Raw genomic sequence first — 18,567 nt, forward strand, 5'->3', positions numbered from 1 at the left:
ACAAATTATACATTCATGAAAAATATTAAATCATACGTTAATCAACATAAAGATAGATTTATTAATGAGCTTATTGATCTTTTAAAAATACCATCAATTAGTGCAGATTCAGCTTACAGTCAAGATGTTTTAAACACTGCTGATGCTGTAAAAAATGCACTTGAAAAAGCCGGATGTACTACCGTAGAAATATGTGAAACGCCAGGCTACCCAATTGTATATGGAGAAAAAATAATTGATGAAAACTTACCTACAGTACTTGTATATGGACATTATGATGTACAACCTGCAGACCCAATTGAATTATGGGATTCACCTCCTTTTGAGCCCGTTATAAAAACTACTAAAAAACATCCTGATGGCGCTATTTTTGCTCGTGGTGCTTGTGATGATAAAGGTCAAATGTATATGCACGTTAAGGCGTTAGAATATATGACTAAAAATAGCAACCTTCCTTGTAATGTTAAGTTTATGGTAGAAGGTGAAGAAGAAATTGGCTCGTCTAGTTTGGCTTGGTTTGTTGAAAGAAATCAAGAAAAATTAAGTAACGATGTTATTTTAATTTCAGATACAGGAATGATTTCTAACTCACAACCATCAATTACTACGGGTTTACGTGGTTTAAGTTATGTTGAAGTTGAAGTTACTGGCCCAAACAGAGATTTACATTCAGGCTTGTATGGTGGTGCTGTTGCAAACCCAATTAATGTACTAACTAAAATGATTGCTTCGCTGCATGATTCAAATAATCATATTACAATTCCTGGTTTTTATGATGGTGTAGAAGAGTTATCATTAAATGAAAGAGCTGAAATGGCAAAAGCGCCATTTTCTTTAGATGACTATAAAAAAGCAATAGATATTGATGATGTTTATGGTGAAACTGGATATACAACAAATGAACGTAATTCAATTAGACCAACATTAGATGTGAACGGAATTTGGGGAGGTTATACTGGTGAAGGCGCAAAAACAGTAATTGCCAGTAAAGCATATGCTAAAATATCTATGCGTTTAGTTCCAAACCAAGAGTGGAAAAATATCACTGAATTATTTACAAAACACTTTGAAAGTATTGCTCCTAAATCTGTAAAAATAAAAGTTACACCTCATCATGGCGGACAAGGTTATGTTACACCAACAGATAATATTGGTTATAAAGCGGCAAATAAAGCATATACTGAAACTTTTGGCGTTCCGGCAATTCCACAACGTTCAGGAGGTAGTATTCCAATTGTAGCGCTATTTGAAAAAGAATTAAAAAGTAAAACTATTTTAATGGGCTTTGGTTTAGACAGTGATGCTATTCACTCTCCAAACGAACATTTTGGCGTATTTAATTATTTAAAAGGAATTGAAACCATTCCGTTATTTTATAAGTATTTTACTGAAATGAGTAAGTAACATTTATGATTATACAGAGCAAAAGGCTTATTATTATTGTATTGATTTCAGTAATCATATTACTTCTACCATTAATTGCTATGCAGTTAACAGATGAAGTAAATTGGACTCTTTTTGATTTTATGATTGCTGGAGTTTTACTTGTTGGAACTGGTATAATCCTCGAATTTATAATGAGGAAAATAAAAGGAAAAAGAAATCGAATTATAATGATTGTAGGTATTCTTTTAATGCTGTTCCTTATTTGGGCAGAACTTGCAGTAGGTATTTTTGGGTTACCGTTTAGCGGAAATTAAATCTAATAAAAAACAGTATAAATCTCTAAAAACAAACTTATTACCCAAAAAATACAGGAGAGGTTAAAAGTTAAAAAGGCGAACAATATGTTCGCCTTTTAACTTTTATAATTTTAAGTATTATACTTATTTAGAAGCAACAATTGTAACTTGTAAATCAAAGTCATTATTAATAAACTTTTCTTTTAAATTATTAAAAAACGTTTTTGATTTGTACTTTATATTAAATTCAGCTCTATTTATTTGAATAGTTTCACTTGTTAATGTTAACTTTTCATCGGTTTGAGTTACTGTTGCTAAAAATGAAAGTTGTTTTGTAACACCTTTGATAGTCATATCACCTGTAACAACTATTTTTCCATCTTTGTCTTCAGTACTTTTTATTGTGAAAGTTGAAGTATTGAACGTTTCAACATCAAAAAAATCAGCAGATTTTAAATGCTTTTCTAACCTAGCACTTTCATCAACATCTTTTATTGAAGGCATGTCAACAGTAAAAGAGCCACCTTTAAGAACACCTTCTTCTATGTTTAACTCACCTGAAATTAAATTAATTGTTCCTTCATGAGAACCCGTTGGCTTATATCCTTTCCAATGAATGGTTGAATCTTCAACTGAAACTTTTAAAATTTCCTCATTCTTTATAGAAGTACTTACAAATGACATTGTGCTTAATGCAACAGCCACAACTAAAATTATTACTTTTTTCATTCTGATTTATGTATTAGTTTAAAATACAATGATACTAAAAAACACCTTAACATTGTATACTAAGGTGCTTTTTTAATTATTTTTTAACTTATACTATTCGCTTTTTTTTAATACTATTTGTTCTAAATTTTTAGTTACAATCATTTTATAAAACTCTTTTATTTCTGAATAGTAATAGGCAGGAACAATTCCTTCATTCATTTTTAAAGTTGAAATTAATTGAACTGAATTTCCGTTATTAACAATTGAAAATTTATAAACCCCTACATTATCTCTTAGACCAATTGCTAAACTTTCTGGAATAGACTCAATAACATATCCTTCTGGAATTTGAATACCAACTGTCACTTTTTCTTCCCACGGAAATCCAAAATCTATAGGATATTTTCTAGTATCTAATTTGAATGGGCTTTCATTATTAGACAGAAACAACATAGGTTTTATGTATATATGATTACCTATTACCTCAGCACCGTCTTCTATTTCAAATTTATACATCTCTACAACTGGCTTAGAAACAGAATTTAAATTTGAGACACGAAAATTTAACACTTCTAAATCATTATTTAATTGTTCAATATTACTAATAATAATTTCTTCCTTTAAATTTCCATTTTTGTTTCTATAAGCTAACGAAGAATAATTCTCATACGTAATACGATTCACACCTTCAACTATTCCGTCTTCAGTAATTTTATAATTTAACCTTGCTATTTTACGAGAAACCTTAGATGAACTTAATTTTACAAATCCTATCGTTTTATCACCTCTAACAATTGTTCCATTCCAATTCATAGCTCTTAATGGTAATATATTAGGTAAACTATATTTCTCTGAAGCATCTAATACTATTTTTCCTTCATCAGTTTCAACCACCGCTATAACATAATTAAACCCTCTATTTGTAGGGAAAATAGGAATTCCATTACTTCTAGTACTAACTAAAACTGGATTTGCATTAAGTCCTAATTCTCTTAAAACAGCTACCAATGTTAAATTAATATCAGCACAATTTCCAACACCTTCACTGTATGCTTTCCGCAAACCATTTTCAGTGTATTTATCATAATTTCCATTCCATTTAATTTTACTCTTTACGTATTCTAAAGCCCCAACTACTTTTGTTGAAAAATTTGTTAATTCGCTTTTTAATATGCTTATATCATCTTTTAAATGACTTATTTTCTTCAGCTCACCCTCAAATGAAGAATTCATCATAATATCCTTTGCTACCTCTTTCCAACTTGTAGTGTAATTTTCATACAACCCTAGTGTAGGAGCACTTAATGAAGCTACTTCTAGCTGTAAACCTGCTGCATAATTGTATATATTATTTACATATGGCTCATTTTTCAATGCAGGGACATTATTTTCAACTATTTTAATTATTTTATCATTCGTGTTAAAGTCATGATTAATTTTAGTTGATTCTTCTATTCTAAATGGATAATATCCTTTATGACGCTTACTAAATTGAAACCACTCTAACAACTCTAATTTAGTCTCATATCTTTTAACAGGAATTTTATATTGAACTATAATATCATCTATATTATAAAAATATGGCGAATAAATTTTATATGTCCACTCTAACACAGACCCCTTTTTTACATTGGGCATTGTAAATTTTTTTGCTGTCCAACTTTTACTTTTCTCTTCGCTAAAAATATTGTTTTTATCTAATTTTGTTGTTACAATATCTCCATCAATAAGGTTGTATGTCACTGCTTTTAAATTAGAAAATCTTTCTCTATTACTATTTAAAGTTCCATATAAACTTATATTTTCTGTAGTCCAATCAAACCCTTCTTGGTTGTATATTTTTAATCTTACATGAATTTCAGTAATTATTTTAATTTGCCCAGCTAATACTACGGTATAACTTCTTCGTTTTTTATACAAATAAGCTGCATTTGCTGATGAATCTTGTGGGTAAAACTCTTCTTGTAGTTCTTCTTTTGAGACTTTACCAAACTTGTGATTTTGAGCAATTAATTGATTGGCCATAAAAATTAAAACCATTGTAATTAGTATCTTTTTCATAGCTGATTATTTATTTAAAACAATTTTTAAATTATCATATTTTCTAATTTTTTTTATGAAATTTCTATATGCATCATATTCTTCTTTAGGGAATTTACCTTCTTCTAGTTTAAATTTTCGCTTATAATTATAAGTTTGTTCATCCATTTTTATTAATTTCATTGAATAGGTTCCAAACTTTGATTTTATTTCAACATTTTCTGGAATATAAAAAACATGATATGTAGTTGGTAGTTTTATTTCTATCTCATCAATATCAAGAAAACCGCTTGAAATTTCAAAAGGTAATTTTCTGTTTCTTACACGTTTTGGAACAGATGTCATTTTATTAAAAGCATTGATAGGCATTAATAGTTGCGTACCGCTAAATGAGACATAATCTGTAGCGTTAAATTCTAACTGTTCTTCAAACCTAGATTTCTCTTTATTGTTGAATACGTCAATTTTAGAAAATTTGATATTATTTATATTCGATAAATACTTTTTAAATAATATGTCTAAATCTTTCTGACTTTTACCATCGTATTTTTGTAAATTATCTCCGTATTGTGTTCCTGAAGATTGAATAAAAATCGTTGCTTTAATAGTACCATTATCATCAATCTCGTAGCTTCCTTTTGTGAATTGTAAATTTTCTTCAACTTTATATACTTTGGTATGTTTTATTATACCTCCTTCAGGTGTAATTACCAACGCATCTCTATCATCTGTAAAATCTCCTATTTCGGCAAAAGGATTTTTTTGACTTGTACATTCTAACCAAATATCTTGACCTGAAATTGGTACGTATAAAATCATATGATTCCCTTCTGGTGATGCTACTTTTGCATCCATATCAATTTTATCATCAGCATAAACAAGTGTATGATACGATTCAATGCCAACTTCTTTTAAAAGTGAAGCTGTATAATTTGTTAACGCTTTACAATCTCCGTAACCTAAATTATCTACATAAGTTGCGGGCATTGGTTTAAAACCTCCAATACCAATTTGTACGCTTATGTAACGCACTTTATTTTGTACATATTCATATACAATTTTTGCTTTTTCAATTGGGTCATCAACATGAGCTGTTAATGCTTTTATTTTCTCTCTTGTTTCTTCCTTTAAATTTAAATTATATTTAATTAAATTATCATAATACCATTTTCCAAATTCACTCCAATTATTAGCTTCACCATCAACACCTTCTAAATTAAATTTATTAACTCCTAATTTCACATTTGGAAAAACATCATAAAATAATGGAGCATATGATTCATATTTTATAGCAGGAACTTTGTCAATTTTATAATTAATTTTACCCGGATTTTCATTTACAGTTATCGCAAAATCAGTGAAGTTTCTTTCTGATTTTCTAACAATAACATCTAAAGGATATTTTAAACTAAAACTAGCTTTTTCTACACTTTGATAATAACCTCTAACAGGTATCCATCTATTAATAAATGCTGTGTTTGATGTTTTTATCTCGTATTTATAATAAATTGTATAGGGATAAGATGTAGGGGTATGATCATAATACAAAAGCCTACCATCATTATAAAGTGATATTCCATCATAGGCGCTATAATCTTTAAAATCTCTCTTTTTTATTTTTTTTACTTCATTACCAAATGCATCATAAACAATAGCCGTGATACTTTTAATAGATCTTCTCTTATCATAATCAAGCCTTATATTGGCTATATCATCAGCTAGCTCATTGTAAATTGTAACCGCTCTTTCTGTAATAACAATCATCTCATTTTGAGATTTCATATCAATAGATATATTTTCTAATCTAACTATTGAATTCGCGTCTTCTTTAAGATTTTCGGGAATTAATAATACATTAAAATTATAATCTTGTGCAAAAAATGGGGAACTAAAAAAAAGTACAAAAAGTACAAAGAGGTGGTGTTTTATCATAGAAATTTAATTTTTAATAAAAATAAAAAAAAACGTATTGAAAACGACTATCTACTCTCTTTTTTTTGAATCAATTACAATAGTAACCGGACCATCGTTAATTAGTGCTACTTTCATAGCTGCACCAAACTTACCTGTACCAACTTTTTTATGTATTTTATCTTCAACAGCAGTAATAAATTGTTGATACAAAGGAATTGAGATTTCAGGTTTTGCTGCTTTCATATAGGAAGGTCTATTTCCTTTTTTTGTGCTTGCGTGCAGTGTAAATTGACTTACAATAATAGCTTCTCCATCTTCATCTAACAATGATTTATTCATTACTTCATTTTCATCGTTAAAAATACGAAGGTTTATAATTTTATTTGAAAGCCATTCAATATCATCAGTCGTATCTTCAGCTTCAATACCTAGTAAAATTAATAGTCCGTTACCAATTTCACTTACTACAACTCCATTAACAGTAACAGAGGCTTCAGAAACACGTTGAATAACAGCTTTCATACTTTAACTATAAATATCGGTTCTATAATGTTCTTCATCTCCTTCAACCATTTGCAAATAACTATTGTATCTTGAATACGCTATTTCTTCATTCTCTACAGCTTCTTTAATAGCACATTTAGGCTCGTTAATATGCATACAGTTATTAAATTTACATTGAGATTTTAATTTAAAAAACTCTGGGAAATAATCTGTAATTGCAGAAGGCTCAAAATCAACCACTCCAAATCCTTTAATACCTGGCGTATCAATAATAAATCCGCCAAAACTCAATTCAAACATTTCAGCAAAAGTAGTTGTATGTAAACCTTGCTTGTGTTGTTTAGATATTTCGGCTGTTTTTAAATTTAATGAAGGTTCTATTGCGTTTATTAAGGTAGATTTCCCAACACCTGAATGTCCAGAAAACATGGTAGTTTTACCTTTCATTAAGGCTTTTACGTTATCAATATCAATATTTTTTGTTGCTGAAATTGCCATACATTTATAACCAATATCTGTATATATAGCTTCTAATGAAGCTAATTTTTCTAATTGATCATCATTGTAAGAGTCTAACTTATTAAATAAAATTACTGAAGTAATATGATATGCTTCAGCAGTTGCTAAAAACCGATCTATAAAACCTGGAAATGTTGGTGGATTATCTATAGTTACCAATAAAAATGCAATATCAATATTAGCTGCAATAATATGTGTTTGCTTAGATAGGTTTACAGATTTTCTAATAATGTAATTTTTCCTGTCAAGTATTTCATTAATTACACCCGTTTCTTTTCCTTCTTCAAATTCAAAATTTATAGAATCGCCTACAGCAACTGGGTTGGTGCTTTTTATTCCTTTTATTCTAAATTTACCTTTCAGCCTACAATCTACCCTATTGCCATTTTCCATGTAAACGGTATACCAACTTCCTGTAGATTTTGTGACAACTCCCTTCAAATTTTTAAATTTAATTTATTTGGCATGTTTTTTGCTAAAACTTCAACAAATATAGTTTAAATAAATAGACTACATTTGAGTAACTATTACTAACAATTAAAAGTTAAAACCTATTATGAAAAAATTATTATTAGTCGCAATTATTACGCTAACAACCATTATTGAAACAACTGCTCAAAGTTACGAATACAAAGTAATTACTAGTGTTGAGTCAATTGTACCAATGGGGCTGGGTAGGTCTAGAATTATTTCTTCTGATGAAGATAAAGATTACAAAGAATTTACATCATTAAGAACTGCCGAAAACAAGAAACAAAATAAATCAAAAAGAAGTGATGCTAAAATTGATCAGTTTGAAGAAACAAAACTGGTGAATTTCTACAGTATTGCTGGTATTAATTTTAAAAATATTGCTTCAAACGATGCGCTTATGAGTTCTAAAATTAACACAATGGTTACTGAAGGTTGGGATTTAGCTTTTGTTACTAGTGGTGTTGAAAGTGATTCTGGAAAAGGTGATGGGAAAGGAATTTATATCACACGCTATATTTTTAAACGTTTAAAACAGTAAACTAGTTTAAATAAAAAGGTTGTTTAAAAAGTTTTCAATTCGTCATCCCGAACTTGATTCGGGATCTCAAAATAGAGAAACTGAATCAAGTCCAGTTTGACGTAAAGCGACTTTTAAACAACCTTTTTTAATGGTCATTTTTTTAGTGAAAGAGCCAGTTGATGCAATTGCGATATATCGAGAACGGTTTTTAACGTTACTTTTTCTATTCTCGATACAATTTCCTCTTAAAAATCACTCGAAGTGACGAAAAATTCACATCAAAAACTAATTGCACCCACAGGTTAATATACACTAAACATTTCTACTTCAGCCTGTCTAGAGCGATAGCCGAAAGGCTCAATGTGACATATTTAATTACTTTACGTTGTGCTGTATATTAATAGACTCTACGTGAATAGCTCTAAATATTTCTTCCACAAATTCTTTACTCAACCCTTTTGCAACGCCTAATTCAACCATTTTTGAAATAATATCAGACCATCTTCCACTTTGTAAAATAGCTACATTTTCACTATGCTTTAATTTTCCAATTTCAGCAGCAATACCCATTCTATCAGCTAGCACATCAATAATATTATTATCAATTAAATCTAGTTCTTTTCTGTGCATATTTAATTTACGCTGAAATTCAACCTCCGTACTACTTTCTTTACGAATTCTTAAATCTGCCGTAATTTGTGCTAATCGTGCTGGTGTAATTTGCTGTGCAGCATCACTCCAAGCCTTATCTGGATCAATATGAGTTTCAATCATAAATCCATCATAATTTAAATCTAATGCTGTTTGAGATACATCTAAAATAGTGTCTCTACGACCACAAATATGTGAAGGATCTAAAATTAAAGGTAAATTTGGAAATTCTTTTTTTAATTCAATCGCTAAGTGCCATTTTGGTTTGTTACGGTAATGTAATGAGTTATATGTTGAAAACCCTCTATGAATTGCACCTAACTGAGTAATTCCTGCAGTTTTAAAACGCTCTACAGCACCTAACCATAAAGGTAAGTCTGGGTTTACAGGGTTTTTTACCAATACTGGTATATCAACACCTTTTAAAGCATCAGCAATTTCTTGTACAACAAACGGGTTTACAGTCGTTCGTGCACCAATCCATAAAATATCAATGTCATGCTTTAAAGCTAATTCTACGTGGTTTGCGTTTCCAACTTCAGTAGTCACTAACATTCCTGTTTCTTCCTTCACTTTTTGTAACCAAGGTAATCCTAAAGCACCAACACCTTCAAATCCTCCCGGACGTGTTCTAGGTTTCCAAATACCTGCTCTAAACACATTTGTATCTGTGTTTTTAAGTTCATGAGCTGTTTTTAAAACCTGCTCTTCCGTTTCGGCACTACAAGGTCCTGCAATTACAATTGGGTGATCTAAACCCATAGCATCTAACCACTGTCTGTTTTCTTTTTTAATTTCCATTTTGCTGTGTCTTTTTTAGTTGTTTTTTATTTCTTATTTATTTTTTTATTGACTATTTAGGCTCCCTACTAAAAATGTCAGTTCGAGTAATTTTTGTGTAATAAAATAAAACAAAAATTATATCGAAAACATTCACTAAGATTAATTTCTCTTTTCTCGATACAATTTTCTATTGAAAATCACTCGAAATGACAAAAAATTAAGTACATCTAAAGAATTCATTCTAAGTTGTTTTTTAACTAATTGCCCTATTTTATTCCATTTAAAATTGACTTAATATAATTTGTGTCGTTCATTGTTTCTTTTAATGTTTCACTATTATCAGTGACAATCATTTCTCTAAATTCGTTTAAATTTTTAATATATTCATCTAACGAACGTATAATGTTTTCTTTATTCTGAAGAAAAATAGGTGCCCAAGTAGTTGCTGAACTTTTTGCTAAACGCACTGTTGAAGCAAAACCTGTGCTTGCCATGTCAAAAATATGTTGTTCATTTTTTTCAATACTTAAAACCGTTTTCCCCAACATAAATGAACTTACATGAGATAAATGTGAAACATACGCAATATGCCTGTCATGTTCCTCCGGACTCATCATTTTAATTCGCATATTTAATTTTTTGAATATACTTAATGCTTTGTCCAAAATTTTCCAATCCGTTTTATCAACTTCACATAAAATATTTACCTTTTCATCAAATAGGTTTAAAATTGCAGCTTCAGGTCCTGAAAACTCAGTTCCAGCTAAAGGATGCGCAGCTACATAATTTTTACGATTTGAATGTGAAGCAATTGCTTTACAAATTTCATTTTTTACTGAACCCACATCAAAAACTAAAGTGTTATCTGAAACTACATCCAATACTTGCTTTGCAACTTTCGGAATCACATCAACAGGAACGGCAATTATTACAACTGAAGCATCTGCTATTTCAGAAAACTCAATTTCAACATCAATTACACCAAGCTCCAACGCTTTTTGTATATGAGCTTTATTTTGATCTACACCATATACTTTATAGCCGTTTCGCTTCTTTAAATCTAACGCTAAAGAACCTCCTATTAAACCTAAACCAATCACCACTAACTTTTCCATATGCTAACTCTTTACGGTTATTAATCTACTTAATACTTCTTCTAAAATTGTTGAGGAAACACATAATGATGCTCTAATATACCCTTCTCCATTTGAACCAAAAACAGTTCCTGGGGTAATAAATACATCCTTTTCATACAATAAAGCATCTGTAAATTCTTCTGATTTTAAGCCTTCAGGTAATTTTGCCCAAACAAATAAGCCTCCAATTGCAGTATCATACGTACATTTTAAAGCATCAAATATTTCCCAAACTATTGTTCTTCTTTTTTTATAAATTTCATCTTGTGAATCAAACCAACTGGTTGATAATTTTAGCGCTTCAACGGCTCCTTTTTGAATTCCTAAAAACATACCAGAATCCATATTACTTTTTACTTTTAATATGGTATTTATAATTTCAGCATCACCAACAACCATTCCTACTCGCCAACCTGCCATATTAAATGTTTTACTCAACGAATTTAACTCAATAGCTACTTCTTTTGCACCTTCAACAGCTAAAATACTTTGCGGATTGTTATTCAATATAAAACTATACGGATTGTCATTTACAAGTAGTATGTGATGCTTTTTTGCAAAGGCTACTAATTGCTCAAAATCACTTTTTGAAGCTACTGCTCCTGTTGGCATATGCGGATAATTCACCCACATAATTTTTACTTTAGATAAATCTTCTTTTTCTAATTCTTCAAAATTTGGTAACCAATTCTGTTGCTGTGTTAAATTATAAAATACAGGTTCAGCCTCTACTAATTTAGTGACTGATGTGTATGTTGGATACCCAGGATTTGGAATTAACACTTTATCGCCTTTATTTAAAAAAGCCAAAGAAATATGCATAATTCCTTCCTTTGAACCCATTAATGGTAAAATTTCTGAAGTAGCATCTAACGCTACATCATAATTGTTTTTATAAAAATTGCTAATTTCAGAACGCAACTCAGGAATGCCCTGGTAACTTTGGTATTTATGAGCAATCTCTAATTGCATGGTGTCTTTTAATGCTTCAATCACATTTAAAGGCGGCTGCAAATCTGGACTCCCAATCGCAATATTAATTACAGGTTTTCCTTTAGCCATCAAGCCAGCTACTTCCCTCAATTTTTTTGAGAAATAGTATTCTTCCACATTATGTAATCTATCTGCTTTTTGTATCATTATCTTTTTCCTTTATTGTATTCACCTAGAATTTTCAAGGTCTCAACTTTTCCTTTAATTTCATTGATAGCATCATAATAATCAGCATAACTATCAAACGTAAAATCTGCAAAAAAGGCATATTTCCATGGCGTTTCAATTACTGGCATCGATTGTATTTTTGAAAGATTTAATTGATGTTTGGCTAATATTGTTAAAATTTCGGCTAAACTTCCCGCATCATGTCCTGTGATAAATTTTATGGAAGCTTTATTTGCAGAAACACTATTTTTTGTTGATGAATTTGTTAAAATAAAAAATCGTGTAGCATTTTCTTTTATCGTTTGAATTTCAGAAGCTAAAATTTCTAAACCGTAGGTTTTAGCTGCCAAATCACTCGCTATAGCACCAACTCCTTCCAATTTTTTTTCTTGAATTCTTTGAGCTACAACAGCAGTATCTTTATCTTCAATTAATTTAATATGTGGGTATTGTTTAAAATATTTATGACATTGCAACAATGCCATTGGATGAGAATACACTTCTTTAATATTGTCTATATTTTGACCTTTTAAACCCATTAAATGATGATGAATTGGTAAGTGATGCTCTCCACAAATTGTTAAGTGATGTTCATCAATTAACGCGTAATTTGGTAAAATTGCACCAGCTATTGAATTTTCAATAGCCATAATAACAACCTCAGCAGTTTTATTGTGTAATAAATCTGGCATTTCACTAAATGATAAGCATTCTAACAATTCAATATTTTGACCAAAATATTGTTCAGCTACTATGTGGTGAAACGATCCTTTTATTCCTTGTATTGCTACTTTCATTTTTACTTTTTAACCAAAAAAAAGTCCCGAAATATTTCGAGACTTTATTATTTATTTCATTTTATAAACACATACTAAGCCTCTCTTTTATTGCTAAAATAAAAGTAAAAATAAAAGCTATTCCAAGTGTTTTTAATGCTCATAATCAGTAATTAGAAGACAAATCTATACATTAATTTTAAAAAAACAATTTTTTTTTTTAAAAATAAATACGCATTATCAATTTGATAGTAAAATAAACTATAAAATATTTAATCTTCAATAAAAAAAGAACATTACTCATTATTATTTAAATTAAATTCTTTTAGAATATCAATTATTTATAAAACATCACATACCTTAACAAACAACTTCTCGATACAATTTTTCTCCACTACATTCCGTAAAAACCACTCGAAGTGACAAAACAATGTCAGTTCGAGTGCTGGTATGTAGCAAAGCGGAATACAAGTGTATCGAGAACAATTAAAGCGTTTTAATAACAACTTCTCAATAGTTCTGCAGAACTTCTCGATAGCTCTACTGAGCGTAGTCGAAGTGCAATTTTTCTACATTACATTTCGAAAAACCACTCGAAGTGACAAAACAATGTCAGTTCGAGTGCTGGTATGCAGCAAAGCGGAATACAAGTGTATCGAGAACTATTAGAGCGTTTTAATAACTACTTCTCAATAATTCCGTTTAACTTCTCAATAGTTCTGCAGAACTTCTCGATATAATTTTTCTTCATTGCATTTCGAAAAACCACTCGAAGGGACAAAACAATGTCAGTTCGAGTGCTGGTATGTAGCAAAGCGAAATATAAGTGTATCGAGAACAATTAAAGCATTTTAGTAACAACTTTTCAATAATTCCGTTTAGCTTCTCGATACAATTTTTCTTCATTGCATTTCGAAAAACCACTCGAAGGGACAAATAACTACCATATTTTTATAACTTTACATTCTAAATTCTTTAAGCTACTAAATCAAATAATATTGCATGTTTCATTTTTTCAACCGTAAAAAAACACCTTTAATAGATATCATTCCCCATGATTTTATTGATTTTCACACACATTTACTTCCTGGTATTGATGATGGTTCAAAAAACTTAGACGAATCTGTATCGTTGATTAAAAGAATGAACGGCTATGGTATCCGTAATTTTATATGCACACCACATATCATGGAGGGTGTATGGTTCAATACACCTACAATTATTAATAAAAAACTTATTGAATTAAAAAGTTATCTAAAAAGTCTTGAAATTTCAGATATTTCAATAACCGCTGCCGCTGAATATATGGTTGATGGAAATTTCAACAACCTCTTAAAATCTAAAGAGTTAATAACTCTAGATGGTGAACATATATTAATTGAATTGCCCTATTTTAATTTACCTTATAAGGTTTATGAAATTCTTTTTAATATACAAATGGCTGGTTACAAACCCATTTTAGCACATCCAGAAAGATATGTGTATTTACATAAAAACTATACAGAATATCAAAAACTAAAAGATGCTGGTTGCATTTTCCAATTGAATCTTCTTTCACTTTCTACGCATTATGGAAAGCATATTCAAACTATTGCTTTAAAACTTTTAAAAGATAATTTAATTGATCTTGTCGCTAGCGATGTCCACAATCATAGACATCTTGATTCATTAGAAAGTATTGACAATCCTTCTATTGTTAAATTAGTAAAACCCCTTTTAAAAAAGAATATTTTAGATTATAATTGTCCTTTTTCAACTTCTTGATACACTTATATTTCAATTTACTGCACACAAGCGCACGAAGTGACTACAAGGGTTTTTGACTTTGATTTTTTACAAATTAAACCGTCATTCCGGTGTAGACCGGAATCTGTAACTTAGGAGTTTCAAATTGAGAATTGGGAATTGAAAATTACGAATGTTAATTTTTCAACCAAAAAAACCGTCATTACGAATGTAACGCAGTGAAATGAAGTAATCTGTAACTTTGGAGTTCATTACAAACAGATCCTGAATCACCCTTCGACAAAGCCTGTCTTGAGCGTAGTCGAAAGGCTCAGCATAGCTATCGAGAAGTTATTGTTATAACTCATTTAGGCTTCTCGATACACTTGTATTCCGCTTTGCTACATACAAGCACTCGAAGTGACAGGGTAGATACTTTTGTATGGTAGTATTTAGTCTTAGTTTTGGCTGTCCCTTTGAGTGGTTTTACGAAATGCAATGAAGAAAAATTGTATCGAGAAGTTCAACAGAACTATCGAGAAGTTTACATTAGAACTCATTTAGACCTCGACCTCAATACACTTGTATTTCGCTTCGCTACAGACAAGCACTCGAAGTGACAGGGTAGATACTTTTGTATGGTAGTATTTAGTCTTAGTTTTGGCTGTCTCTTCGAGTGGTTTTACGAAATGTAATGGAGAAAAATTGTATCGAGAAGTTCAACAGGGCTATCGAGAAGTTTACATTAGAACTCATTTAGACTTCTCGATACACTTGTATTCTGCTTTGCTACATACAAGCACTCAAAGCGACTGTAGTAGTCTATTTTTCAGCATCCCAAACAACAATTAACCGTTTGTCTTTTTAAACCAAGATTTAGTAGACCATCTTTTTTTCTGCTTGTCGTTATGGTATCCATAGCCGTAAGCATAACCATAGCCATACCCATATACTTTTTCATAATTGGTGTCATTTACCAATACAGCCATGTTAGGTAAGCGTTTTTCCTCATACATGATTTTTGGTATTTCCAGCATTCGTTTATCCATATAATCTGCTCTAATTACATACATAAACAAATCAGAATAATCACTTATCAACAAGGTATCTGTTACTAAATTAACAGGTGACGTATCTACAATTACATAGTCGTAGTGTTTTTTTCCATACGCCATTACTTCACTAAATCTTCCGTTCATTAAAAGTTCTGAAGGATTAGGAGGCACGGCTCCAGAATTAATCATATCAAAACCATATTCGGCTACAGATTCTACAACATCAGTAACTTTAATAGTATCATCCATTAAAAAATGAGTTAAGCCTTTACTTCCTTTTAATTTTAAATATTCTGAAATTTTAGGATTTCTAATATCGGCACCTACCAACAATACTTTTTTAGAAGACAAGGCAAATACAGAAGCTAAATTAATGGCAATAAACGTTTTCCCTTCACCACTTAATGTTGACGTTATAAAAATTGATTTTGAAGCTTCTTTTACACTAGAAAGCATAAAATTAATATTGGTTCTTAACAATCTAAAAGACTCTGCAATACTACTTCTATCTAATTCTGAAACCACTATTTTATTTTCAGATTTTGAATTTGGAATATCCCCTAGCATAGGTGCTTTTACCACCAATTCTACATCTTTACGGGTATGTACTTTATTATCTAATAAAAATAATAAATAAATGACACCAAAAGGAGCAATAAAGCCCAATAAAACTGCTGCAACATATACCATTTTCCGATTTGGAGAAACTGGACTATTACTACCATAAGCTTTATCTATAATTTTTGCATTGGGTAATGTTACCGCTAAAGAAATTGCATTTTCTTCACGCTTTTGTAACAAATATAAATACAACGATTCTATAATTTGTTGCTGACGCTGAATATCTCTAAACTCTCGTTCTTGTTTTGGTACAGATGTGATTTTTGAGTTTAAACGAACTTCTTGTCGCATCACATCATTTAATGAAATTGTTAATACCGATTTAAAATTCTCTAAACTTTGTGAGATGCTTTTCCGTAATTGAGAAATTTGAGCATCTAAATTAATAATTATTGGGTTTAAGGCACTTGAGCTCTTAAATATTCTATTTCGCTCCAATAATAATTCATTATATTTTAAGGTGTTTTGACTTACGGAAGCGTCTTTTAATCCTAAATTTGCTGGAATTAACCCTTCTATATTGGCTAAAACATAATCACTCATATAATTAACTAAATTAATTTGAGTGTTTAAATCCATTATTTTTTCTTCTATAGAAGCGTTGGTTTGTGAAATAAAACTAGCTTCTGAAGAGATGTCTGTTAATTTATTTTTAGTTTTAAAATCTTCTACCCCTTTATCAACATCGTATAAATCTTCTGTAATAATTTTTAACCGGTCATTTATAAATGTATCGGTACTTTTAGCAATCACACTTTTATCTTCTACAGCATCATTATTATACTGCGCCACCAAATTATCTAATATTACTTGTGCTTTTGCTTTAACGGGGTCTTTCAACTTTAATAAAATTACACTTGAGTAACTATTTACCAACCGTATTTGAATTTGCCTTCTGTATCTATCTATAACATTTTGAAGCCGACTGATTCTTATGGTAATCTCTTTCCCTACCATATTGGTATTTAAAGCTGTTGGTGTTATCGTAAAATCACCAAATTCTGTGTGTATATTTTCACCGAAAACATGAGTGCCTATTTCATTTCCTTCAGCATTTTTTAGCACAAAATTTGTTTTAGATTTAATAGCTATTAAAAAAACAGTATTTACATTATAAAAAACGGTATCACTTGAAAAGAAATTAAGCTTGATTAGTGCTTCCTGCTGAAATAATTCTGTATTTTTTAATCTGCCTTCATCAAAATACGTAACATTCAGATTCAAATCTTTTACCACTCGCTCAATTAGGCTACGAGATTTCAACAATTCCATTTCATTATCCAAATTCGTTTTATTATTCCCTAACAGGCCTAAGTCTTCAAAAGCAGATAGTTCAGATGTTAAACGTCCATAATCCTTATCATCAATTAATATTGTAGTGGAAACTTCATATAAATTTGTTGTATAACGTAAATATAAAAATGCCAAACCTATGGAAATAACAATACCTGCTACAAACCATTTCCAATAATAGACATACTTTTCTATCTCTTCACGTAGATTTATAGATGCATCGTTCAAATTTTCAGTTTTAAACTGATGTTCATGTTGCATAGGATTCCTTTTTATCTAGTAAGTATTGCTATTAATGAAATTAACACTGAAATTGCAGAAAAAATGATACCTGTACTAGTTCCAATACCTGAATTATTTATTTTTGTTTTATTTGGTGCTACATATACTACATCATTTTGCGCTAAATAGTAATAAGGCGAGTTGAATAGTTGTTTATTCGTTAAATCTATGTTCACAAACACTCTTTTCCCTTGTTCTTCACGTACCAACAGCACGTTTGCTCTTTTTCCTTGTATGGTTAAATCCCCTGCCAAACTAAGGGCTTCTATAATAGAAATCCGTTCGTTCGTTACGGGGTAGGTTCCTGGATCTCTAACCTCTCCTAAAACAGAAACTTTAAAATTAATTAACCGCACATTTACTACGGGGTTTTTAATATAATCAGACAAGCGTTTTGTTAGCAAATCTGTTACTTCTTTATTGGTGAAGCCTTCTACTTTTATTTTCCCCAATACAGGGAAATTCAATTCCCCATCAATATTCACCAAATAACTCATAGCTGTTGCTGAATCCCCTGAACCTACAAATAAGTTAAAAGGTTGTACCGCCTCTATATCAATGGCAGATACACTTATATTCAACATGTCACCCACTTGTAATTTAGGCTCGTAATTTACAACAGTTTCCTCTATTTTTACATTCTCTATTTCTTGAAAATAGATCATTTTTTTGGAAGGAACACAGGCTACCGAAAGTAAGGCTATGCTGAATAGTATGGGG

The 18,567-nt window shown here is 30.4% G+C and carries 15 protein-coding genes; 4 read left to right on the forward strand and 11 right to left on the reverse strand.

What is annotated here, in order from left to right:
• The first annotated feature begins 15 nt into the window (after positions 1 to 15).
• Positions 16 to 1,404, forward strand: coding sequence for a dipeptidase (locus GQ540_RS12715; RefSeq protein ID WP_291801728.1), 1,389 nt, complete (start codon positions 16 to 18; stop codon positions 1,402 to 1,404).
• 5 nt (positions 1,405 to 1,409) lie between these two features.
• Positions 1,410 to 1,700, forward strand: a complete 291-nt coding sequence (locus tag GQ540_RS12720) for a hypothetical protein (protein ID WP_291801731.1) — start codon at positions 1,410 to 1,412, stop codon at positions 1,698 to 1,700.
• 126 nt (positions 1,701 to 1,826) lie between these two features.
• On the opposite strand, the gene GQ540_RS12725 is transcribed toward GQ540_RS12720, so the two are convergent.
• From GQ540_RS12725 to rsgA, 5 genes are all read right to left on the reverse strand, one after another.
• On the reverse strand, positions 1,827 to 2,411 hold the full coding sequence (locus GQ540_RS12725) for a YceI family protein (RefSeq protein ID WP_291801733.1): 585 nt from the start codon (positions 2,409 to 2,411) through the stop codon (positions 1,827 to 1,829).
• A 93-nt stretch (positions 2,412 to 2,504) separates the two neighbouring features.
• The gene (locus GQ540_RS12730; RefSeq protein ID WP_291801736.1) at positions 2,505 to 4,454 is read right to left on the reverse strand and encodes a DUF3857 domain-containing protein; all 1,950 of its coding nucleotides are present in this window, start codon (positions 4,452 to 4,454) and stop codon (positions 2,505 to 2,507) included.
• A 6-nt stretch (positions 4,455 to 4,460) separates the two neighbouring features.
• A complete protein-coding gene (locus tag GQ540_RS12735; protein ID WP_291801739.1) occupies positions 4,461 to 6,365 on the reverse strand; it encodes a DUF3857 domain-containing transglutaminase family protein in 1,905 nt (634 codons plus the stop codon).
• Positions 6,366 to 6,416: 51 nt separating this feature from the next.
• Entirely contained in the window at positions 6,417 to 6,869 is a 453-nt protein-coding gene (gene dtd, locus GQ540_RS12740; protein ID WP_291801741.1) for a D-aminoacyl-tRNA deacylase, read from the reverse strand.
• A gap of 3 nt (positions 6,870 to 6,872) precedes the next feature.
• Entirely contained in the window at positions 6,873 to 7,811 is a 939-nt protein-coding gene (gene rsgA, locus GQ540_RS12745; RefSeq protein ID WP_291801744.1) for a ribosome small subunit-dependent GTPase A, read from the reverse strand.
• 115 nt (positions 7,812 to 7,926) lie between these two features.
• On the opposite strand from rsgA, the gene GQ540_RS12750 reads away from it, so the two are divergent.
• On the forward strand, positions 7,927 to 8,382 hold the full coding sequence (locus GQ540_RS12750; RefSeq protein ID WP_291801746.1) for a hypothetical protein: 456 nt from the start codon (positions 7,927 to 7,929) through the stop codon (positions 8,380 to 8,382).
• A 357-nt stretch (positions 8,383 to 8,739) separates the two neighbouring features.
• Here GQ540_RS12750 and GQ540_RS12755 read toward each other — a convergent pair whose 3' ends face one another.
• From GQ540_RS12755 to GQ540_RS12770, 4 genes are all read right to left on the reverse strand, one after another.
• A complete protein-coding gene (locus GQ540_RS12755) occupies positions 8,740 to 9,816 on the reverse strand; it encodes a bifunctional 3-deoxy-7-phosphoheptulonate synthase/chorismate mutase type II (RefSeq protein WP_291801749.1) in 1,077 nt (358 codons plus the stop codon).
• A 248-nt stretch (positions 9,817 to 10,064) separates the two neighbouring features.
• Positions 10,065 to 10,913: a prephenate dehydrogenase gene (locus GQ540_RS12760; RefSeq protein ID WP_291801750.1), complete on the reverse strand. Its 849-nt coding sequence runs from the start codon at positions 10,911 to 10,913 to the stop codon at positions 10,065 to 10,067.
• A 3-nt stretch (positions 10,914 to 10,916) separates the two neighbouring features.
• Positions 10,917 to 12,074, reverse strand: a complete 1,158-nt coding sequence (locus GQ540_RS12765; protein ID WP_291801752.1) for an aminotransferase class I/II-fold pyridoxal phosphate-dependent enzyme — start codon at positions 12,072 to 12,074, stop codon at positions 10,917 to 10,919.
• Positions 12,074 to 12,892, reverse strand: coding sequence for a prephenate dehydratase (locus GQ540_RS12770; protein ID WP_291801754.1), 819 nt, complete (start codon positions 12,890 to 12,892; stop codon positions 12,074 to 12,076). Before GQ540_RS12770 ends, GQ540_RS12765 begins: the two co-directional genes overlap by 1 nt.
• A gap of 981 nt (positions 12,893 to 13,873) precedes the next feature.
• Between GQ540_RS12770 and GQ540_RS12775 the strand changes: the two genes are divergently transcribed.
• A complete protein-coding gene (locus tag GQ540_RS12775; protein ID WP_291801757.1) occupies positions 13,874 to 14,635 on the forward strand; it encodes a CpsB/CapC family capsule biosynthesis tyrosine phosphatase in 762 nt (253 codons plus the stop codon).
• 809 nt (positions 14,636 to 15,444) lie between these two features.
• Here GQ540_RS12775 and GQ540_RS12780 read toward each other — a convergent pair.
• Positions 15,445 to 17,826, reverse strand: coding sequence for a polysaccharide biosynthesis tyrosine autokinase (locus tag GQ540_RS12780; RefSeq protein ID WP_291801759.1), 2,382 nt, complete (start codon positions 17,824 to 17,826; stop codon positions 15,445 to 15,447).
• Between the two features lie 11 nt (positions 17,827 to 17,837).
• Positions 17,838 to 18,567, reverse strand: a 730-nt coding sequence (locus GQ540_RS12785) for a polysaccharide biosynthesis/export family protein (protein WP_367206105.1), incomplete at its 5' end; no start/stop codon positions are given.

The organism is Lutibacter sp. (assembly GCF_013139515.1).
GTDB lineage: Bacteria > Bacteroidota > Bacteroidia > Flavobacteriales > Flavobacteriaceae > Lutibacter.